General features: G+C 63.3%; 22 protein-coding genes. 17 read left to right on the top strand and 5 right to left on the bottom strand.

Going from position 1 to position 20789, the window contains the following annotated elements:
- The first annotated feature begins 99 nt into the window (after positions 1–99).
- The 8 genes from rpmH to yihA all read left to right on the top strand — a co-directional run bounded on the left by rpmH (position 100) and on the right by yihA (position 7060).
- On the top strand, positions 100–234 hold the full coding sequence (gene rpmH / locus DL1_RS21220) for a 50S ribosomal protein L34 (RefSeq protein WP_074854838.1): 135 nt from the start codon (positions 100–102) through the stop codon (positions 232–234).
- A 146-nt stretch (positions 235–380) separates the two neighbouring features.
- Entirely contained in the window at positions 381–824 is a 444-nt protein-coding gene (gene rnpA, locus DL1_RS12110; RefSeq protein WP_074854836.1) for a ribonuclease P protein component, read from the top strand.
- A complete protein-coding gene (gene yidD, locus DL1_RS12115) occupies positions 821–1105 on the top strand; it encodes a membrane protein insertion efficiency factor YidD (protein ID WP_051693519.1) in 285 nt (94 codons plus the stop codon). Before rnpA ends, yidD begins: the two co-directional genes overlap by 4 nt.
- Positions 1098–1979 (top strand): tRNA 2-thiocytidine(32) synthetase TtcA, encoded by an 882-nt coding sequence (gene ttcA, locus DL1_RS12120; RefSeq protein ID WP_038066525.1) that lies wholly within the window; start codon positions 1098–1100, stop codon positions 1977–1979. The genes yidD and ttcA overlap by 8 nt, the downstream gene beginning before the upstream one ends.
- Before the next feature lie 80 nt (positions 1980–2059).
- Positions 2060–3613, top strand: a complete 1554-nt coding sequence (locus tag DL1_RS12125) for an EAL domain-containing protein (RefSeq protein ID WP_162178751.1) — start codon at positions 2060–2062, stop codon at positions 3611–3613.
- 188 nt (positions 3614–3801) lie between these two features.
- Positions 3802–5643: a membrane protein insertase YidC gene (gene yidC / locus DL1_RS12130; RefSeq protein WP_038066528.1), complete on the top strand. Its 1842-nt coding sequence runs from the start codon at positions 3802–3804 to the stop codon at positions 5641–5643.
- A complete protein-coding gene (locus DL1_RS12135) occupies positions 5640–6410 on the top strand; it encodes an MOSC domain-containing protein (RefSeq protein WP_038066530.1) in 771 nt (256 codons plus the stop codon). Before yidC ends, DL1_RS12135 begins: the two co-directional genes overlap by 4 nt.
- On the top strand, positions 6410–7060 hold the full coding sequence (gene yihA / locus DL1_RS12140) for a ribosome biogenesis GTP-binding protein YihA/YsxC (protein WP_038066532.1): 651 nt from the start codon (positions 6410–6412) through the stop codon (positions 7058–7060). The genes DL1_RS12135 and yihA overlap by 1 nt, the downstream gene beginning before the upstream one ends.
- A 181-nt stretch (positions 7061–7241) precedes the next feature.
- Here yihA and DL1_RS12145 read toward each other — a convergent pair whose 3' ends face one another.
- The 3 genes from DL1_RS12145 to DL1_RS12155 form a co-directional block, all read right to left on the bottom strand.
- Positions 7242–8612, bottom strand: coding sequence for a glutamate--cysteine ligase (locus DL1_RS12145; protein ID WP_038066535.1), 1371 nt, complete (start codon positions 8610–8612; stop codon positions 7242–7244).
- A gap of 79 nt (positions 8613–8691) precedes the next feature.
- A complete protein-coding gene (locus tag DL1_RS12150) occupies positions 8692–9225 on the bottom strand; it encodes a hypothetical protein (protein WP_038066645.1) in 534 nt (177 codons plus the stop codon).
- A complete protein-coding gene (locus DL1_RS12155) occupies positions 9222–9947 on the bottom strand; it encodes a 16S rRNA (uracil(1498)-N(3))-methyltransferase (RefSeq protein WP_038066537.1) in 726 nt (241 codons plus the stop codon). The genes DL1_RS12150 and DL1_RS12155 overlap by 4 nt, the downstream gene beginning before the upstream one ends.
- Before the next feature lie 12 nt (positions 9948–9959).
- Between DL1_RS12155 and ubiA the strand changes: the two genes are divergently transcribed.
- The 5 genes from ubiA to DL1_RS12180 all read left to right on the top strand — a co-directional run bounded on the left by ubiA (position 9960) and on the right by DL1_RS12180 (position 15697).
- Positions 9960–10943 carry a 4-hydroxybenzoate octaprenyltransferase gene (ubiA, locus tag DL1_RS12160; protein WP_038066540.1) on the top strand — a complete coding sequence of 328 codons (984 nt, stop codon included), beginning with the start codon at positions 9960–9962 and terminating at the stop codon, positions 10941–10943.
- Positions 10944–11019: 76 nt separating this feature from the next.
- Entirely contained in the window at positions 11020–13068 is a 2049-nt protein-coding gene (locus DL1_RS12165) for an OmpA family protein (RefSeq protein ID WP_051693522.1), read from the top strand.
- A gap of 11 nt (positions 13069–13079) precedes the next feature.
- Positions 13080–13406, top strand: a complete 327-nt coding sequence (locus DL1_RS12170) for a hypothetical protein (protein ID WP_038066542.1) — start codon at positions 13080–13082, stop codon at positions 13404–13406.
- A gap of 206 nt (positions 13407–13612) precedes the next feature.
- Entirely contained in the window at positions 13613–14422 is an 810-nt protein-coding gene (locus tag DL1_RS12175) for a division plane positioning ATPase MipZ (protein ID WP_038066545.1), read from the top strand.
- Between the two features lie 111 nt (positions 14423–14533).
- Complete coding sequence (locus DL1_RS12180; RefSeq protein ID WP_038066547.1) at positions 14534–15697, top strand: alpha-hydroxy acid oxidase; 1164 nt, start codon at positions 14534–14536, stop codon at positions 15695–15697.
- On the opposite strand, the gene DL1_RS12185 is transcribed toward DL1_RS12180, so the two are convergent.
- The gene (locus DL1_RS12185; protein ID WP_038066550.1) at positions 15688–16836 is read right to left on the bottom strand and encodes an MFS transporter; all 1149 of its coding nucleotides are present in this window, start codon (positions 16834–16836) and stop codon (positions 15688–15690) included. The genes DL1_RS12180 and DL1_RS12185 overlap by 10 nt on opposite strands.
- A 187-nt stretch (positions 16837–17023) precedes the next feature.
- Between DL1_RS12185 and DL1_RS12190 the strand changes: the two genes are divergently transcribed.
- The 3 genes from DL1_RS12190 (at position 17024) to pth (ending at position 19066) form a co-directional block, all read left to right on the top strand.
- Positions 17024–17659, top strand: coding sequence for a 50S ribosomal protein L25/general stress protein Ctc (locus DL1_RS12190; RefSeq protein WP_038066554.1), 636 nt, complete (start codon positions 17024–17026; stop codon positions 17657–17659).
- Positions 17660–17889: 230 nt separating this feature from the next.
- Positions 17890–18252: a hypothetical protein gene (locus tag DL1_RS12195; RefSeq protein ID WP_038066556.1), complete on the top strand. Its 363-nt coding sequence runs from the start codon at positions 17890–17892 to the stop codon at positions 18250–18252.
- Between the two features lie 106 nt (positions 18253–18358).
- A complete protein-coding gene (gene pth / locus DL1_RS12200) occupies positions 18359–19066 on the top strand; it encodes an aminoacyl-tRNA hydrolase (RefSeq protein WP_038066559.1) in 708 nt (235 codons plus the stop codon).
- An 85-nt stretch (positions 19067–19151) separates the two neighbouring features.
- On the opposite strand, the gene DL1_RS12205 is transcribed toward pth, so the two are convergent.
- The gene (locus tag DL1_RS12205; RefSeq protein ID WP_038066561.1) at positions 19152–19586 is read right to left on the bottom strand and encodes a VOC family protein; all 435 of its coding nucleotides are present in this window, start codon (positions 19584–19586) and stop codon (positions 19152–19154) included.
- A 193-nt stretch (positions 19587–19779) separates the two neighbouring features.
- On the opposite strand from DL1_RS12205, the gene thyX reads away from it, so the two are divergent.
- On the top strand, positions 19780–20694 hold the full coding sequence (thyX, locus tag DL1_RS12210) for an FAD-dependent thymidylate synthase (protein ID WP_038066564.1): 915 nt from the start codon (positions 19780–19782) through the stop codon (positions 20692–20694).
- Positions 20695–20789: the final 95 nt, after the last annotated feature.

The raw sequence follows: 20789 nt of genomic DNA on the forward strand, positions 1-20789 counted from the left end.
CAGAATTGACTTGCAGGGACCGGGTCGCTAGAGACCGGGCTTCGAATAACAGCAGGTCTCGAATCCACGCATTCAGGGGCCGCAACCGGAGTGACCAGGATGAAACGCACGTTCCAGCCGTCGAACCTCGTTCGCGCACGCCGTCACGGGTTCCGTTCCCGTATGGCGACCAAGGCCGGCCGCAAGGTTCTTAACGCCCGCCGCGCCAAGGGCCGTAAATCTCTGTCGGCATAAGCCGACGAGAGCTTTAAACTGGCTCGATGACGCCGCCGGAGGCGCTCGTGGCCGATCTTCAGGATCGGTATGCGGGTCGCATCCCGGCGGTTTGCTCATGTCGGGGTGTCGAATGTCTTGCGTTGCGCTGCTGAGGATCTGAACCGATGGCCGCAATCCGCTCGCATCTCCCGGACCGTCCAATCGCGGTTCTGCGCCAGCGCAGTGAATTCTTGCGCGCGGCCGTGACCCAGCGCAAGGGCATGCCGGGCTTTTTGCTGCAGGCGCGCCTGCGCGATCCCGCGGAACCGGTCCCGCCCGGCCTGATCCGCATTGGCTTTACCTGTTCGAAGAAGCTCGGCAACGCTGTGGCCCGCAACCGGGCGAAGCGGCGGCTTCGCGAGATTGCGCGCGCCGTCTTGCCAGAGGCTGGTCGCCCGGGCTGGGATTACGTACTCATCGGACGCCCCGAAGCCACTGCCACCCGCGATTTCGCAGCGCTCTGCACCGATCTGGGGGAAGCGCTGAACGTGATCCACGACCTGCCCATCGAGCCGCGCCGTCCCCGAGGCCGCAAACCGGGCGCCAAACCGCGCAAGGTGGCCTCATGAGCCCTCTCGCCCATATCCTATCGCTGCCCGTGCAGGCCTATCGCCTGTTGCTGAGCCCTTGGATCGGACATGGTTGCCGCTTCCAACCGACCTGCTCGGCCTATACGCTGGAGGCGCTCGAGCGCCATGGCGGGCTGCGCGGCAGTGCGCTTGCCCTGCGGCGCATCGCCCGCTGCAACCCTTGGGGCGGGCATGGCTATGACCCGGTGCCCGGCGCCGACCCGCAATTCGACGCGACCCATCGTTGCGACGCTCACCGCAAGGACGACCCCGATGCTTGACGACGAAGACAGCCCGATCCACCCGCTCTTCGCAGGCGCCCCCGCGAGCACGGAGTTCAAGAAGCTGCGCAAGCGCATCGTGCGCGAGACCCGCGAGGCGATTGAGCAATACGGGATGATCGAGCGCGGCGCGAAATGGCTCGTCTGCCTGTCGGGCGGCAAGGACAGCTACACGTTGCTCGCGGTGCTGCACGAGCTGCAATGGCGCGGGCTTTTGCCGGTCGAGCTGCTGGCGTGCAACCTCGACCAGGGCCAGCCGGGCTTTCCTGCGACCGTGCTGCCCGAGTTTCTGGACAAGATGGGCGTGCCGCACCGGATCGAGTATCAAGACACCTATTCGATCGTGATGGACAAGGTGCCTGCCGGCCGCACCTATTGCGCGCTCTGCTCGCGGCTGCGGCGCGGCAATCTCTATCGGATCGCGCGCGAAGAAGGCTGCTCTGCGGTCGTGCTGGGTCATCACCGCGACGACATCCTTGAGACCTTCATGATGAACCTCTTCCACGGCGGCAGGCTGGCGACAATGCCGCCCAAGCTGGTGAACGAAGAGGGCGATCTGTTCGTCTATCGCCCGCTCTCTTTCGTGGCCGAGGCCGATTGCGAGAAATTCGCCCGTGCGCTGAATTATCCGATCATTCCCTGCGATCTGTGCGGCAGTCAGGACGGGCTGCAGCGCCAACAGGTCAAGCAGATCCTCGACGGCTGGGAAAAATCCGCTCCGGGCCGCAGACAAAAGATGTTCCGGGCGCTGATGAACACCCGTCCCTCGCATCTCTGCGATACCGGGCTGTTCGATTTCGCAGGGCTGACCCGCCGCACCGCCGAACCCGAAGACCTTAGCGACAAATGTCCGGATTTACGCCAGCTGGATTAACCGCTCACTGACATATTCCCTTTAGCCTGCAGCGCAATCGGCCCCTTGGGGCCAGTCTGTGCGAGGTGGGAACGATGGCGATGAACCAAGGAATGCGGCTGTCTGGGCGCGGCGCATCGTCCAAGCCTGCGGCGGGGCCCGTGCTGCTCCGCCGGGAATTGGTGGTATTCCTGCCCGCCGTGGCGCTCGCGGGGCTTTGGTTCGGGCTTGAGGGCCTGCTGCTGCTGGGCCTGACCGCGCTGCTTGTGGCGTGGATGACGCGGCCCTTGCCCCCGCCCGCGCTGACGCCAGAGGCCGCGCGCGATCCCGTCACCGGGCTGCCTCTGCGCGCAGAGGCCGAGGCGATCATGGAAAGCTATCTCACTGAGGCCATGGTCACTGAGCGCCGCACGGCCTGCATCGTTGTGGGCTTCGATGCGCCAGAGCTGCTGTTGCGCCAAATGCCCCGATCCAGCTTCGAGGACGTCATGCAACGCAGTGCCGAACGGCTCTCAGGCATGCTGCGCGACTCCGACCGGCTGGCCTGGCTGGAGGAAGCCCGCTTTGCGGTGATGCTGCGCCCCTCGCCCGCGCTGGATCAAGAAGCACTGATCCAGCTTTCCGCCAAGCTACAGACCGCGTTCGAGACACCGATTTCGCTGGGCTCCCATGCGGTACAGCCGACCTGCCACATTGGCTTTTGCCGAATGGATCTCGCCCCTTCCGCAGGCGGATCCGCCCTGATCCGTGCCGCCTGCACCGCTGCGAGCGAAGCTGCGCGCAACGGCCACAGCGCCATCCGCTCCTACTCGCGCGCGATCCAAGACGCTGCAAAACGACGCTCAGAGCTGGAGCGAGAGGTGATCGGTGCGCTGGAAAACGGTCAGATCCGCGCGTTCTTCCAGCCCCAACTCTCGACCGATACAGGCGCAATCTCGGGGCTGCAGGCGATCCCCCGCTGGCTGCACCGAAAACGTGGGATGCTGACCGAAAACGACATTCTGTCCGCCGTCAAAGCTGCGGATCTGGAGACCCGCTTCGCCGAGGTGATGCTGTTGCAGGCCCTCAGCGCGCTGCGCGATTTCGACAGTGCAGATGTCGATTACGGCCCGGTTTCGCTGCCGCTTTGCACCGGGCTGCTGCGCAATCCGAAACTCGTCGATCGCTTGAAATGGGAGTTCGACAGGTTCGAAATCGGTGCCCAGCGGATCTGCTTGATCGTGCATCAGGACGCTTTGGCGCAGCACGACGACGCCACAATCGCCGACAACCTTGCCCGGATCGACGCCCTGGGCTGCCGCATCGAGCTGGCGATGGGCTGCGACGGCCCGATCTCCGCGCCCATGATTCGGCGCGCCAAGGCGCATCGCCTGTGCATCCACCGTGCCTTCATTGCCCGGATCGATCAGGACCCCGAACAACAACGCATCGTCGCCGCTATAATCGCGCTCAGCGAAGGGCTGGGGGTGCAAACCGTGGGTGATGGCACGAAAAGCCTTGGCGAACATGCGCTGCTCGGTCAGCTCGGCTGCAATCTTGTCCAAGGACCGGCCGTTGCCCCGCCAATCCCGCTTGAAGAGCTCGGTGACTGGTCCCGGCAGCACCGCACCAAGCTCGATGCGACTCCCCGCATCGACAGCTCGGGACGGATCTGATCGCACCCGCCCCAGCGCCGCTCCCGACGCCGCGGGCGCCATCCACCCCGCCAAACGACAGAAGAAAAGGACCTCAAAGCGCCTCATTCGGCCCTCGCCCTGCGAATTGACCGGAAAATGGCTTGACCTTTGGCCCCCCCTTCTGTTGAACCTCCCCATCTTTGGGCAGGCTGGTGGATTCCGTCTTCATGGACAATCAGAATAAGAACCTTCTTCTAACTCTCGTGCTTTCGGCAGTCGTGATTGCGGCTTGGGCTTTCTTCTTCCCGCCCGAGCAACAGCAGCCGGCACCGAATGCCGGACAGACGACGCAACAGGCCAATGCGCCCGGTGCAGCGTCTACCTCGGCAAGCGCGCCGCAGGCCAGCCCGGGTACCGCGCCCGCAACAGCCGCCGCCACGCTGGGCAGCAACGTGCAGAACGCACCGCGCATTCGGATCGAGACGCCCGAAGTCGAAGGGTCGATCTCGCTCGCAGGGGGCCGGCTCGATAACCTGTCGCTCAAGAAATACAAAGAAACGCTGGCCAAAGATTCGCCCGATGTCCGCCTTCTGACCCCGATCGGTGGCGTCGACGGCAGCACGACCAAGCCCTATTACGTCGTCTATGGCTGGTCGCCCGCAGGCGACCTGCCCGCCAATCAGGTGCCCGGCCCAGACACGCTCTGGAGTCAGGTTGGCACCGGCGAGCTGACGCCCTCGACCCCGATTACGCTGCAATGGGACAACGGCCATGGCCTGACCTTCCAGCGCGAGATCTCGGTCGATGACAAATATCTCTTCACCATCAAGCAATCGGTGAAAAACGGCACCGACAAGCCGGTGAAGTTGGCGCCTTACGGCATTATCGCGCGGCACGGCATCCCCGAGGAACGTCGCGTCTACGTCCTCTTCGAGGGCGCTGTGCGGATGACCGATGGCGAGCTGGAAGAGGTGAAGTACAAAAACATCACCAAGCTCGACAATCAGGGCGCCGAAGGTCAGGCGCAGGTGCTTCAGGCCCAGAAAGCGGGCTGGATCGGCTTCACCGATAAATACTGGCAGACGATCCTCGCGCCGGTCTCGGGGCCCTTCACCTCGGTCGTGAAATATTCGGGTGAAGCGTCCAATATCTACCAGACCGAGTCGCGCCTGCCCGTAATCGACGTGGCCCCCGGCGCAACGGGCGATGCCTCGACGCATCTCTTTGCGGGTGCCAAGGAATGGGAAACCCTGCGCGACTATCAAGACAATGTTCCAATCCAGAACTTCGTCGACTCGATCGACTGGGGCTGGTTCTTCTTCCTGACCAAGCCGATGTTCCGCCTGCTGCATTTCCTGCATGACGCGATCGGCAACATGGGCTGGGCGATCATCGCGCTGACCTTCATCATCAAGCTGATCGTCTTCCCGCTGGCCCGCAAATCCTACATCTCGATGGCGCGCATGAAAGAGCTGCAGCCCGAAATGGAGAAGATGAAGGAAGCCGCAGGCGGCGACCGCCAAAAGATGCAGCAAGGGATGATGGAGCTCTACAAGAAGCATAAGGTGAACCCCGCTGCGGGCTGTTTGCCGATGCTGATCCAGATCCCGATCTTCTTCTCTCTCTACAAGGTGATCTACGTCACGATCGAGCTTTACCACGCCCCGTGGCTGGGCTGGATCCATGACCTCTCAGCGCCCGATCCCAGCTCGATCCTGAACCTGTTCGGCCTGCTGCCCTACGCAGCTCCCGCCATCACCTCGCCGCTGCACATCATCTCGCTCGGCATCCTGCCGATCCTGCTGGGCGTGTCGATGTGGTTCCAGCAAAAGCTCAACCCCGCGCCGACCGATGCGACGCAGGCGATGATCTTTGCATGGATGCCGTGGGTCTTCATGTTCATGCTGGGCAGCTTTGCCAGCGGTCTCGTGCTGTACTGGATCACCAACAACACGATCACCTTCATGCAGCAGTACACGATCATGTCGATGCATGGAAAACGGCCAGATCTGTTTGGCAACATCAGGTCGAGTTTCAAACGTAAGAAAACGGCTACCGACGGGAAATGACCGGTCACCTGGCCCATATCTTTCGCCACCCGATCAAAGCCATCGGATGGGAAGAAATCAAAAGCGCGCCCCTCGAAAGGGGGCGCGCCTTGCCTTTTGACAGGGTCTGGGCCGTGGCCCATGCGAAGTCCAAACTCGTACAGGACGGCCAGGGGGGCGCTGCCGAATGGGCGCGCAAGATCAACTTCCTGACCGGAGCCTCCTGCCCTGCCCTGATGGCCGTCACTCTGCACAGCCGCGAGGATGGGCGGCTGATGCTCGAACATCCTGACCTGTGGCATATCGAAATCGACCCGACCCGCCCGGAAGATGCCGACAAGCTCTTCGAATGGCTGCGCCCGATCTGGCCGTTCGACAAGCCACAGCCAACCGCCCTGCTGCGAGCACCCGACGACCAGCCGCTGATGGACCAGTCCCGCCCGCTGATCTCGCTGATCGGCGCGGCCTCTCTTGAGGATCTCGGCGCCAAACTCGGCCAGCCGCTGGCACGCCCGCGGTTTCGCGCCAACCTGTGGGTCGATGGCTGGGCGCCTTTCGCCGAGTTCGACCTGATCGGAAAGCATCTGCGCATCGGCGAGGCCGTGCTGGAACCGGTCGCACGGATCGGTCGCTGCCGGGCCACGGATGCCAACCCATCGACGGGCCTGCGCGATATCGACATGCTCAAAGCTCTTGAGACCCATTATGGCCACACAGATCTTGGGGTGTTCTGCTCCGTGATCGAGGCTGGCGACATTGCCCGGGGTGACCCGGTGGAGGTGATCTGATGGCACTGCCATTCCCGCTGGCTGAAGAACCCGACGAGTTCTCCCGCGAGGCCGGGCGCATGATGTTCGCCAACCCGGTCGAATTCCTCAAAGGCGTGGTTGCGATGTCAGGCCTGCCGCCTGCCGACCGGCTGGAGGTCTGCTTTGCGGGCCGCTCCAATGTCGGCAAGTCGAGCCTTATCAATGCGCTGACAAACCGCAAGAACCTCGCACGGGCCTCCAATACCCCGGGGCGGACGCAGGAGATCAACTATTTCACGACGCAAGACGGCCCCTATCTGGTCGACCTTCCGGGCTATGGCTTTGCGCAGGCCCCGGTGGCCGTGGTCGCGAAATGGCAAGCGCTTCTGAAAGAATATCTCTCGGGCCGCGCCACGCTGCGCCGGGCCTTCGTGCTGATCGACACGCGGCACGGCGTGAAAGCCGTCGACGAAGAGATCCTCACCCTTCTCGACCGTGCCGCCGTGACCTTTCAGGTCGTCATGACCAAGGCCGACAAGGTGGGCGTGAAAGACCGTGAAAAGGCGATCGAACAGGTGCGCGGGGCACTCGCGGCGCACCCGGCCGCCTATCCCGAGATCATCGTTACCTCTTCCGAGAAAGGCGACGGCATCGCCACGCTACGCGCCATCATCGCAGGACTTGCATAAACTCCCGAACCCAAAAGCTTGGAGGCTCTGCCCCCGCAGCCAAACCCTGCGGCTTTGACTACTCCCCCGGGATATTTGGATCAAGCGGAAGAGAGGCGTGGCTGTTCTCTTCATCTTGGCCAAAATACCTCAGGGGTGAATTCGGCACAGCCGAAGAGGGGGCAGCGCCCCCTGCCCGCTCTCAGTAGCTATAATCTTCGTAGATCCGGCTCAGGTCGCCTTGCCATGCACCGTGATATTTCTCCAACAGCTCGTCTGCCGGGGTGCGGCCCGATTCAACCGTCTCCTCAAGCGTATTGAGGAAATGGGTCTCGTCGGGGATCAGGCCACCGGCGCCGGGACGGGCGCGTGCGGCGAGGCCTGCCTTAGAGATCGCCACGGTTTCACGTGCCAGATCATGCAGGCGGATCCCGTTGAACTCGCCTTGCAGCGCATCGCGGGCCGCAGCCACGCGTAGCCCGTCGCGGGTCTCGGCATCCCAGCCCCGGATCAGATCATGGGCCGCGTCTAGCGCGGTCTCGTCATACAAGAGGCCCACCCAATAGGCCGGGAGCGCGCAGAGGCGGCGCCACGGTCCGCCATCGGCGCCACGCATCTCGATATATTTCTTTGCGCGCGCTTCGGGGAAGACCGTCGTGAGGTGATCCGCCCAATCACTCAGCGTCGGCTTTTCGCCGGGCAACGCAGGCAGTTCGCCCTTCAGGAAATCGCGGAACGATTGGCCCAGAGCGTTGATATATTTCCCATCGCGGTAGACGAAATACATCGGCACATCGAGCACGTAATCCACATAGGCATCATAGCCCGCGCCGTCCTCGAACATGAAAGGCAGCATGCCGGTGCGCGCGTCATCAAGGTTTTGCCAGATATGCGCACGCCAGCTTTTCATGCCATTGGGCTTGCCGTCCAGAAACGGCGAATTGGCGAACAGCGCGGTGGCAACGGGCTGAAGCGCCAGCGCGACACGCATCTTGCGCACCATGTCCTGCTCGGAGGAGAAATCGAGATTCACCTGAACGGTGCAGGTGCGATACATCATCTGGGTGCCGAGCGTGCCCACATCTTTCATGTAATCCGTCATCAGCCGGTAGCGCCCTTTGGGCATCATCGGCATCTGCTCTTGGCTCCAGATCGGGGCCGCACCGAGGCCGATGAAGCGCGCGCCGATATCATCGGCCACGCTTTGCACTTCGCGCAGATGGGCGTTCACCTCGTCGCAGGTCTGGTGTATCGTCTCGAGCGGTGCGCCCGAGAGTTCCAACTGGCCGCCCGGCTCAAGGCTGACATTGGCACCCTCGCGTTCCAGACCGATCAGCTTGCCCTGCTCTTCGACCGGGCTCCAGCCGAAACGGTCGCGCAGCCCTGTGAGCATCGCCTCGATCGAGCGCGGGCCTTCATAGGGCAGCGGGAGTTGCGCATCGGCGCAATAGCCGAATTTCTCGTGCTCGGTCCCGATGCGCCACGCCTCGCGCGGCTTCTCGCCAGCGGCGAGATATTCTGCCAGCTGCTCGAACTTTTCGATCGGGCCGCCGCCCTCTTGCGGAATGGACATCAAACCCTCACACGCTCGTTTTCCGGGGGGAAACAGGTGGCGCGGCAGGCGCGCCAAGTCAAGCGCGAAACCGTTGTGCTTATTTGCGACGCCAAAGGGCTTGCATCGCAAGCGCGCGGCCCGGTGCGGCCGAGAGCTCACCCATATCGATGCCGGGCAGGCTTGCGAACGCGTCATAGAGCGCCTCGGCCCCTGCCGCATCGAGCGGGATCATGATCGCCTCGCCCTCGCGCGTGCGCAGCCGCCAATATTGGCGGCCCGACAGCCGCAAAAGCCGGATCTCGACCAGCTCGCGCAGCGCGACCTCTCCGCCAAGCCCCTGCGGTGCCCCGCCCCCCGGAGCGGGCAGAGCTTGGGCGCGCGAGGCGGCGAAATAGGAAATGCGCCCTTCCACGACATCGACCAGCCCCGGCGCGCTGATCGCGCGGGCAAAGCGCAGCCTGCGCCAGCCGATCACCGCCCAGCCAAGACCGATGGCAATGACAAGCGCGCCCAGTGGCATCAGAAACCAGCCACCCAACCAGATCAGCCACAGGCCGAAGACGCAGACGCCGCCCGCCGCGATCACCTCACGCCAACGTGAGAGCACAGCGCTGATCTCGGGACGGATCACGTCCAGTCCCCGATCGCCGACTGCCACAGGGTGATCGCCGCGCACACAGCCGTGTCGGCCCGCAAGATCCGGGGACCAAGGCTGATCGGGGTCACGAAGGGGAGCGCACGCAAGCTGGCGCGTTCGGCGGGGGAAAAGCCCCCCTCGGGGCCGATCAGGATGGCCCAAGGTCCGGGTGGCAGGTCCGCCAGCGTCTGAGCCGGGCCAACCAGCGCCTCATCGGCCCAGAGGATCCGGCGCGACGGATCCCACCCCTCAAGCAGCTTTGCGAGCGGTTGCAGATCCTCGACCGGTGGCACGAAGGTGCCAAGGCATTGCTCGGCGGCCTCTTTGGCATGGGCTTGCAGCCGGTCCTGACGGATCCGCGCGGAATTGGTAAAGGCGCTTTGCACCGGGAGCACCCGCGCGCAGCCCAGCTCGCAGGCTTTCTCGACGATGAAGTCGGTGCGCTCCTTCTTGATCGGCGAAAACAGGAGCCACAGATCGGGCGGGTCGAGCTGAGGGGCCGCCTGCTCGACACAGGCAAGGATGCCCCGCTTTTTATGGGCCTCGACGACCTCTGCGGTCCATTCACCATCGCGCCCATTGAACAGCGCGACACGGGCGCCGACTTCGAGTCGCATCACCGCAAAAAGATAGTGGGCCTGATCGGGTTCAAGCGGCACCGCTTGCCCCGGACCCAGTGGGTGCTCTATTGAGAGCCTGATCTTGGCACGTTCCATGAGGCGGACTTTATGAGCGGACATCCCGAAATGCCAGAGGCTCAAACCTCCGATGATGGCGGCACTGTGGCCGATGCTTATGACGGCAACTGGGTGGACCGGATCGCCCCGCCATGGGCGCGCCCCTATCTGCGGCTGAGCCGGGCGGATCGGCCCATCGGGACGTGGCTGCTGTTGCTGCCCTGCTGGTGGGGCGTGGCGCTGGCGGCGGCCTCAACCGGCGGCTTTCGCTGGTTCGACCTGTGGATCGCTGCGGGCTGCGGGATTGGCGCAATCTTGATGCGCGGCGCGGGCTGCACATGGAACGACATCACCGATCGCGATATCGACGGCGAGGTGGCACGGACCCGCTCACGCCCGATCCCCTCGGGGCAGGTCACCACCCGGCAGGCCTTGGCCTGGGCTGTGATCCAATCGCTGATCTCATTCGCGATCCTGCTGACCTTCAACCTGCCCGCGATTGTCCTTGGGATCGTCGCTCTGGCCCCCGTCGCCGTCTACCCATTTGCCAAGCGCTTCACGTGGTGGCCGCAGATCTTTCTTGGCATCGCATTCAACTGGGGCGCGCTTCTGGCGTGGGTTGCCCATACCGGGAGCCTCGCTTGGCCGCCGGTGCTTTTGTATTTCGCAGGGTTGGTCTGGACGCTGTTTTACGACACGATCTATGCCCATCAGGACAAAGAGGACGACGCGCTGATCGGGGTGAAATCAACCGCGCGTCTGTTTGGCGATGATAGCGCGAAATGGCTGGGCGGTTTCCTCATCGCCTCGGTCGGGCTGATGAGCCTTGCGGTGCTGGCGGCGCTTTTGCCCGGTGCATCGCCGTTGCGCCTTGCCGTGGCGCTGTGTGCGCCCGTGGCCATGGCCCTTCACATGCTGCGCCAGATGCGCAGGCTCGATATCGACAACCCCGATATCTGCCTCTCGCTGTTCCGCTCAAACCGCGACACGGGGCTTCTGGCCGCGCTGTTTCTTGCCATTGGCGCATTCGTGTAGAGCCGTGACGATTGATCCCCGGGCCCCCGCACCGTAAGGAAGGGCTGCCGAGTCCACCGGGGAGGATCCCAGACCCATGCGCGCGCGCAGCACACTCATAACCATCGCAGCCTTCGTCCTTGCCCTGATCCTGTCGGTGGTGATCGCGGGAGGGGCCGCCACTGTAATCGAGAAACGCTCGCGCAGCGAAGTCCGCGTGGCGATGGAGACGCAGGGCCATGACTGGGTTCAGGTGCAGACCGACGGGTTGCAGGTGATCCTCAACGGCACCGCGCCCACCGAGGCCGAGCGCTTCCGTGCCGTCTCGCTGGCCGACAAATATGTCGACAGCTCGCGCGTCGTCGACAACACCGATGTGGAGCAGGCCAAGGATATCAGCCCGCCGCCCTTCTCGATGCAAATGCTGCGCAACGAAAACGGGATCTCGCTGATCGGGCTGGTTCCGGCTGCGGTCGACCGCGACGCGATTGTCGCCGAGCTGAAGAAATCGGTCTCTGACGAAAGCATCACGGATATGCTTGATACCGCCGATTACCCCACGCCAGCGGGCTGGGATGAAGCGATGAAATTCGGCCTGACGACGCTTGAGACGCTGCCGCGCTCCAAGGTCTCGGTCGTGCCGGGCAAGGTCTCGGTGCAGGCGATCACCGACAGCCGCGCCGAGAAGGGCCGCGTGGAGACGTCTCTCACGCGCCGCCGGCCCTCCGATCTCAAGCTCGATTTCGACATCTCCGCACCGCGCCCCGTGATCACGCCCTTCACGCTTCGCTTCCTTGTGGGCACGGATGACGATGGCGAAGGACCGCATTTCGATGCCTGCTCTGCCGATACCGAGAAAGCCCGTAACGAGATCCTCGCCGCCGCGCGCGCCGCAGGCGCCAAGGGCACTCTGAGCTGCACGATCGGGATGGGGGTGCCCTCCCCCGACTGGTCGAAAGCCGCCGTGATGGCGATCAAGGCGGTGGGTACTCTGGGGGCGGCGTCGGTCACCTTCTCGGATGCCGATATCGTACTGAACGCGAAATCGAGCGTGCCGCAGAAAACCTTCGACGACGTGGTGGGCGAACTGGAATCGAACCTGCCGCAGGTCTTCTCGCTCAAATCGACTTTGGAGCCCAAGGCAAATGCCAAGGCCGAAGAGGCCGTCTTTACCGCAACGCGCGACGGCAAGGGCTCGGTCGATCTTAAGGGGCGTGTGCTTGATGCCCGGCAGCGCGAAGCGGTCGAGAGCTATGCCCGCGCGCAGTTTGGCCATGATAAGGTGCATGGCGCCACCCGGATCGACAAGACGCTTCCGGCGGGCTGGACGGTGCGCACGCTGGCAGGCCTCGAGGCGCTAGCATTGCTGCATGACGGAACGCTGACGGTGACGCCCAAGGATATCACCGTGACGGGCAATACCGGGGATCCGCAGGCTTCTGACGCAATTTCGCGCATCCTAACCGGTAAAATCGGCGAGGACGTGAAAATGGATCTCGAGGTGAAATACGACAAGCGTCTGGATGCCTCGCTTGCCCTGCCCGATGGCAAGGAATGCGTGGCACGGCTCAATGGCTCACTCAAGACCGCCAAAGTCAATTTCGATCCCGGCTCCGCGCAGGTCTCCTCGGACAGCCTCAAGGCGCTCGACGCGCTGGCAGCTGCCATGAAGAACTGCACCGATTTCCGCATGGAGGTGGACGGCTACACCGACAATCAGGGCCGCGCCGAAATGAACCTGCAGCTCTCGCAAGAGCGCGCGCAGGCCGTCATCTCGGGGCTTTTGTCGCGCGGCGTTCTGATCGGGAACCTCGTGGCCAAGGGCTATGGCGAGGCACAGCCGATCGCGACCAATTCCACGGAAGACGGTCGCGAGCAAAACCGCAGGATCGAGTTCGTTCTGCTCGACGAAACCCCGGTCGGGGATGACAGCGACTCCAGCGCGGAGGGCACGCCCAACTGGACCGGCCCGATCACCGATGATGGCGCTGCGGCAAGCGATGATGGCGCGGCCACGGATAGCGATACCCAAGCGGCCCCCGATGCGGATAGCGCGCCGCAATCCGACGCGATCCCGGTGGAAACGCCCAAGGACGGCACGCCACGTCCAGCCGACCGCCCGCAAGATCTTCAGACCAAAGGCTAAGAGGACAGGCCATGAACAGAACCGAATTCGTCATCGCCACCGCGATCATCCTCTTCGTCGCTTTCGCCCTTGGCTGGTTTGCCTCTTGGCTGATCCACCGCCTGACCCGCGTCAGCCGCGCCGATATGGGCGAGCTGGAGCAGATGGCGCAGGCGCTGCATGAGGCCGAGGAAAACCGCGATCAAACACTGAGCTATTTCGAGCAGCGCGAAGCCGAGCTGACCAACCAGCTCAGCCAGTCCGAGGCCGAGCTGCGCGCCGCGATGGAGGGGCTGCGTGATGCCCGCCACGAGGCCGAGGAACTGCGCGCCTATATCGACCGGATGCAGCAAAGCTGAGTTTCACGCCCGGTGAGCCGCCTCACCACCGCGATCCCGATGCCCATTTTGCGCCAATCGCGGCGCAAAACGCCCCGCCTGTTGCCAAAACACAGTGTTTCCTCCTGTCGTGGCATGCGGCCCTTTACATAGTCTTCCACCGTGTCTTGTGACAATCTATAGTGTCTGCCAAGGGACGAAACACAAGACAGGGCGGGGATTGGAACGTGGCGCATATCATCGTGATGGGCAATGAAAAGGGTGGCTCGGGGAAATCCACCACTTCGATGCACGTGGCCACCGCGCTGGCTCGGATGGGCTGGCGCGTCGGTGCGCTCGATCTCGACCTGCGCCAGCGCAGTTTCGGGCGCTATATCGAGAACCGGCTGGCCTTTTGCGCCCGCGAGTCCCTCGATCTGCCGACCCCCGATTACCGCGAGCTGCCCGAGGTCGACACGGCCAGCCTCGATCCCGGCGAGAACCCCTTCGATCACCGCCTGTCCACCGCGGTCGCCGAGATGGAGCAAAGCTGCGATTTCATCCTGATCGACTGCCCCGGCTCGCATACCCGGCTGAGCCAGGTCGCCCATTCGCTGGCCGATACGCTGGTCACGCCGCTCAATGACAGCTTCATCGATTTCGACCTGCTCGCGCGGATTGATCCGGTGACCTCGAAGGTGATCGGCCCCTCGATCTATTCCGAGATGGTCTGGTCGGCGCGTCAGTTGCGCGCCAAGGCCGGGCTCAAGCCGATTGACTGGATCGTGCTGCGCAATCGCGTGGGCGCCCAGCAGATGCACAACAAGCGCAAGGTCGGCGCGGCGCTCGAACAGCTCTCCAAGCGGATCGGTTTCCGCGTCGCTCCGGGCTTTGCCGAGCGGGTGATCTTCCGCGAATTGTTCCCGCGCGGGCTGACGCTGCTCGACCTCAAGGATCTGGGGATCGAGAACCTCAATATCTCCAATGTCGCCGCACGGCAGGAATTGCGCGATCTTCTGAAGGAACTCGATCTGCCGGGCGTCTCCGTCGACTTCTAAGGCGCGCCCGCCGCGTCTTCCCGACGCGACCGCATGCCGCCCGCGCTGGCCAATTGCACAGGTGTCAGCCAAGCGCTAAGAACGACGGGAGCAAGAGGGGGAGGAAAACCCATGCCCGTGATCACCTGCATCGACGATCTCAAGCGGCTGCACAAACGCCGCACCCCCAAGATGTTCTACGATTACGCCGAGAGCGGTTCGTATACCGAGCAGACCTTTCGCGAGAACACGACCGATTTCGCACAGATCCGGCTGAACCAGAAAGTCGCTGTGGATTTGACGGGCCGCTCGACCGCAGGGCCGATGCTGGGCGAGAACCGCGCGATGCCGGTGGCACTCGCGCCGGTTGGGCTCACCGGGATGCAGCGTGCCGATGGCGAGATCAAGGCTGCGAAAGCCGCCGAGAAATTCGGCGTGCCCTACACCCTGTCCACGATGTCGGTCTGCTCCATCGAAGATGTGGCCGAACACACAAGCGCGCCGTTCTGGTTCCAGATCTACACGCTGACCGATGACGATTATAACCGGCGGGTGCTGGAGCGCGCGCGGGCGGCAGGCTGCTCGGCGCTGGTGATCACCGTCGATCTGCAACTGCTGGGGCAACGCCACAAGGACCTCAAGAACGGGCTGACGACGCCGCCCAAGCTAACCCCGGCAGTCCTAGCCGATCTCGCGACGAAATGGCGCTGGGGCCTTGAGATGCTGCAAACCAAGCGGCGGTTCTTTGGCAATATCGTCGGCCATGTCGAGATGGAGGGCGATACTTCCTCGCTGGCGGCTTGGACAGCGGCGAAATTCGATCAAAGGCTCGATTGGGACCGGATCAAGCACTTGATGGATATGTGGGGCGGCAAGGTGATCTTGAAGGGTATCCTCAACCCCGAAGACGCCGAGCTGGCCGCCGCGACGGGCGCTGATGCGATCGTGGTCTCGAACCATGGCGGGCGCCAGTTGGACGGGGCTTTGTCCTCGCTGCGCGTGCTGCCCTCCATCGTGCAGGCTGTCGGCAACAAGACCGAGGTCTGGATGGATAGCGGCATCCGCTCGGGGCAGGATGTGCTCAAGGCGCTGGCGCTGGGGGCGAAAGGCGTGATGATCGGACGGGCTTATATCCACGGGCTGGGCGCGATGGGCGAGCCGGGCGTGACCCGCGCGCTCGAGGTGATCCAGAAAGAGCTCGACACGACGATGGCGCTGTGTGGCGAGACAACCCCCGCAGCGCTCGGCCGTCACAACCTTCTGGTGCCCAAGGACTTCTTCGACAGCTATTCCTGAGGCGCTTTCAGCAAGCGGAGCAATCCCGGCACGATGGCCGCCATGATCACGGCCACGACCCCAAAGGCCCAGCGAAGCCCCACGCCTTCGGCAATCGCGCCCATCGCGACCGGCCCGATGAAAAAGCCGGTGAACCCGATCAGCCAGGCCCGCGACAGGGCCAGCGGTCGGGCGCGGGGCTTTACTCTGCGCCCCAAGAGCGAATTGGTCGAGGGCACGACCACCGCCGCCCCGATCCCGATCAGCGCGATGCCCAAAATCGCCAGCAGCTTGATCGGAGCGAGCGCCGTCAAAAGCGCGCCAAACGCGCCGATACAGGCCGACAGCACGATCAGACGCCGCTCGCCCAGACGTGCCGCCACGATCTGACCAAAGAGCCGCCCCATCCCCATCGTCAGCCCCAGCATCATCGGGCCGAACGCCCCCTCGCCCGCCGCGGCGTGGAAATTGCGCTCGATATGCAAAGCCGACCAGCTTTCGGTGGAGTTCTCGGCCACGAAGGCGAAAAACAACATCGCGCCCGCCGGGATGACCACCAGCCACGGCGTCTTGGCGCGCGCAGCCCCCGGCTCGGAGCCTTCGCGCGGCTGAGCCGGCGGTTCATAGGTCGCGAGCGCCGCGCAGATCACGAGCGCGCCGACCAGCGCCATGATCCAGCCCGGCTCAGCACCTGCGCGCCGCGCAACGCCGCTCAGGCCCGCACTCGCCGCGAAGCAAAAGGAAAACAGCGCATGGTTCCAGTTCATCAAGGAGAGCCCGATCTGCGCCTCGCGATGCGAAATCTCGACATTGCTCGCAATATCAAGCCCCGACATCGACCAGCCCAGCCACAGCAGCACCAAACCCAATGCCAGCGGCGAACCAATCGCCCAAGCCACCATCCCGACAAGCCCCAGTTGGAGCGTGAGAACCGGCAGCGCCACGCGCCCCAGCCCGGATTGCACCCGCGGCCCCGCAGCCATCCCGCTCATTCCGCCCACGGCCGAGAGCAGCAGCAAGAGCCCCAAAACCCCGTCCGAGACACCGGCGCGCGCCTGCCAGTCGGGCATCAAAGCGGCAAACCCGCCCCAGAAGAACCCAAGCGCGCCGAGCCCCACCCCGGTTGCACGGCTCGTCGCTATCACTGTCTTGAGCCCCATTGCGCGCCCCCATATTTCCGATACCCGCTAGCGCTATCATCGCGCCCCGGCCACGCCAAGTGGTCCTTGAGGCGCCGCATAGGTACGAATCCCCTTGCTTTCAGCCCCGATGCCAAGTATCCGCGCGGACTTGTGGGCCCGACACCCTTGGAGGCAGCCCACCATTTTGACAAATTGGAGACCAGCAATGGCAAAAGAGATCGAAACTCTCGACGCCGTGGCGCGCTCGGGGACAGGCAAGGGGGCCGCCCGCAAAGCTCGCCGCGAGGGCCTCGTACCCGGCGTCGTCTACGGTGACGGCCGCGACCCGATCGCGATCAACCTCGACTACAACAAGCTTCTGACGCGCCTGCGCAAGGGCCGCTTCATGTCGACCCTCTTCAACCTGAAGATGGCTGGCGAAGAAGATGTCCGCGTGATCTGCCGCGGCGTGCAGAAAGACGTGGTCAAGGATCTGCCGACCCACGTTGATTTCATGCGTACGCACCGCAACTCGCGGATCTCGCTTTTCGTGCATGTTGAGTTCATCAACCACGAGAAGGCCCCCGGTCTCAAGCGTGGCGGCACCCTCGTGGCCGTGCGTCCGGAAGTCGAACTGAACGTGCTGGCAGGCGATATTCCTGATCAGATCGTTGTCGACCTCGAAGGCAAAGACATCGGCGACACCATCCACATCTCGGACGTGACGCTGCCCAAAGGCGCCAAGCCCACGATCGACCGTGACTTTGTCATCGCCAATGTCGCACAGCCCAAAGGCTTCGGCGGCGGCTCCTCTGACGACGATGCGGATGCCGAAGGCGAAGAGGCCAACGCCGAGGAGTAATCCTCGCAAGCCTCACGATACGCTTCAAATTAAGGCGGCACCCTCTGGGTTGCCGCCTTTTCTCATGGCTCCGCCGCCCCTCAATACCACTCTCAAAACACCTATCCGCATGATCGAAATGCAACTTTTTGGCGACCCTCACGTGAATGTGAGAATATTTCCGTCGCAATTCGCAATGATTGCGATAGGGTGATTGCAACCTATAGATGAGTCTCGCGAAAGAGAGCGCCATGAAAAAAGTAACGACTTCAGATGTGCTGGCATATATCCACCAGCAGAAATCTGCGCTTTTTCAGGCGGCTGCAGCCTGCGTCCCAACAAGCTTTCGCCCTGGAACGCGCATGCAAAAGCGCGCTGAGCGCAACAGCGAACTGCTCAGGACTCGAGAAGCTCGCAAAACGCAACGTTCGCAGCCTGCACCGAACTGGTCCAAGCAGCAACCGATAGTTGATCGCCTGCTCGCAGAAACAGAGGTCCGCATTCATCAGCAAGATGCCTGCCGGACTCATGAAACAACGCTGCAACTGCGCGCGGCCCTCGCGGCACGTCGCGCCGAGACCCGGGCCTTCAAAGACGAGATGCTCCTGCCCTGATCGCCTGCGCCCCCTTTCCTCCCCGGTCCGCTTGAAATACCCCTAAAGCGGAAGGGCGCGCGATCAGGGCGACGCCCCGGGTCGAAGCGGACGGAGGCATGTCGCGATGCTACTTTGGGTTGGTCTGGGAAATCCCGGCGCGAAATACGCCCGGAACCGCCATAATATCGGCTTCATGGCGCTGGACCGGATTGCACAAGATCATCATTTCGGACCGTGGCGCGCGAAATTCCAAGGTCAGGTCAGCGAAGGCCGCCTCGGCTCGGAGCGCATCGTCCTTCTCAAACCCGAAACCTTCATGAACCTTTCGGGCCAATCCGTGCGGGCAGCCGCCGATTTCTACAAAACCGACACCAGCGAGATCACCGTCTTTCACGATGAGCTCGACCTTGCCCCCGGAAAATGCCGCGTGAAGCAAGGTGGCGGCCATGCGGGCCATAACGGGCTGCGCTCCATCCATCAGCATTTCGGCCCTGAATATGCGCGGGTGCGCCTTGGTATTGGTCATCCAGGCCATAAAGACCGGGTGGCAGGCTATGTGCTCAGCGATTTTGCCAAATCCGAGCAGGACATGCTCGATGATCTTTTGCGCGGAATCTCGGATGGGGCGGTCGAGCTGGCTGCGGGCAATGGGCCGAAATTCCTCAATGCCGTGGCCCTGCGCGTCAGCCCCCCGCGCCCCTCAACCGGAACACAAGGCAAGCCCACACCCGCCAGCGATGCCCCCGGCGCAGCTCCGGCCCCGGTACAAAAAAGGGCTGCTGAGTCCCCCCGCAGCCCCTTTGAAAAACTTAAAGATCACTTTCGGAAATAGCCGTCTGCGGCCCCTTCCTCTTGATCCAAATATCCCCGCGGTGAGGCGCGAAGCGCCGAGGGGCAGAGCCCCTCCTCCGGGCCGCTTACCAGCTCCCGGAATTCTCCATGCTCGACCACGGCTCCTGGATCGGCAGGGGCTCTCCCATCTGCAGCAGCTCGACCGACACATTGTCGGGGGAACGCACGAAGGCCATATGGCCATCGCGCGGCGGCCGATTGATCGTCACGCCGTTATCCATCAGCGACTGGCACAGCTCGTAGATATTCTCGACCCGGTAGGCGAGATGGCCGAAATGGCGGCTGTCAGAGGGCAGACCGCTATCGCCGTCCCAGTTCCAGGTCAGCTCGACATCTGCGCGCCCATCCTCTTGGCCGGGCGGGCACAGGAAGACCAGCGTGAAGCGGCCTTTGTCATTCTCGATGCGCCGCCGCTCCTTGAGCCCCAGCATCTCGTAAAACGCGATCGATTTCTCAAGATCGAGAACACGCACCATCGTGTGCAGGTATTCGATTTTCATCAGGGTCCTCCGGTCAGATTTGAGCCCTGACGATAGCCCTATGAGGCGGCGCGACAAGGCGCAAAGAGCCGATTGAGACACGTGCCCTGAGAGAGACAAACCGCGCCCCAAGACGGGCACCACATCATCTGGCGGTTCACCCGCCACGTCTTCGAAGATATAGTCAGTGCGATTCGACATGGAGGACTGACAGATGGCGCTTACCCCCGAACAAGAGGCCGAGATCGCCGCCCAGCGCGGCGCGCCCCAGCAAACCCTGCGCGCGGTCTCCCCGGGGATGGAGGCGCGGCTCTACAGCGCCCATAACGTGCTCGATCACGGGCTGGTCCGCGTCATCGACTATATGGGCGATGATTCCGCGATCTGTCAGGCCGCGCGGGTCTCTTATGGGCGCGGCACCAAGACGGTGAACACGGACGCAGGGCTGATCCGCTATCTGATGCGGCACTGGCACTCGACCCCGTTCGAGATGTGCGAAGTGAAGTTCCACGTCAAACTTCCGGTCTTTGTCGCCCGCCAGTGGATTCGTCACCGCACCGCCAATGTCAACGAATACTCCGCGCGCTACTCGATCCTCGACCGTGAATTCTACATCCCCGAGGCGGGACAGCTGGCTGCACAATCGAGCCAGAACCATCAGGGCCGGGGCGCGGTTCTCGAAGGTGCAGAGGCCGCCCGCGTGCTCGACATTCTGCGCGAAGATGCGATGCGCAGCTATGACCATTACGAGGACATGCTGACCCCCGACGAGGAAAGCGGCAAGCAGGGCCTCGCCCGCGAGCTGGCGCGAATGAACCTGCCCACCAATATCTACACCCAATGGTATTGGAAGGTGGATCTGCACAACCTCTTCCACTTCCTGCGCCTGCGCGCCGACAGCCATGCCCAATACGAAATCCGCGTCTATGCCGAGACGATGTGCGATATCGTGCGCGACTGGGTGCCCGCAGCCTATTCAGCCTTTGAGGATTACCGCCTTGGCGGGGTGAACCTGTCTGGCAAGGCGGTCGAGATCCTCAAGCGGCGCTTGGCGGGCGAAGAGGTCACGCAGGAGAACTCGGGCATGAGCAAGGGCGAATGGCGCGAGTTTGAAAGCGTTTGGGGCTGAGAGTGGCTGCGCGCCACTGACCCTGCCGACCGCGATCGGGTGACCGCTCAAACGCAGCTCAAAAACAAAGACCGGGCCACCCTTGGGCAGCCCGG

Source organism: Thioclava dalianensis (assembly GCF_000715505.1).
GTDB classification, from domain to species: domain Bacteria; phylum Pseudomonadota; class Alphaproteobacteria; order Rhodobacterales; family Rhodobacteraceae; genus Thioclava; species Thioclava dalianensis.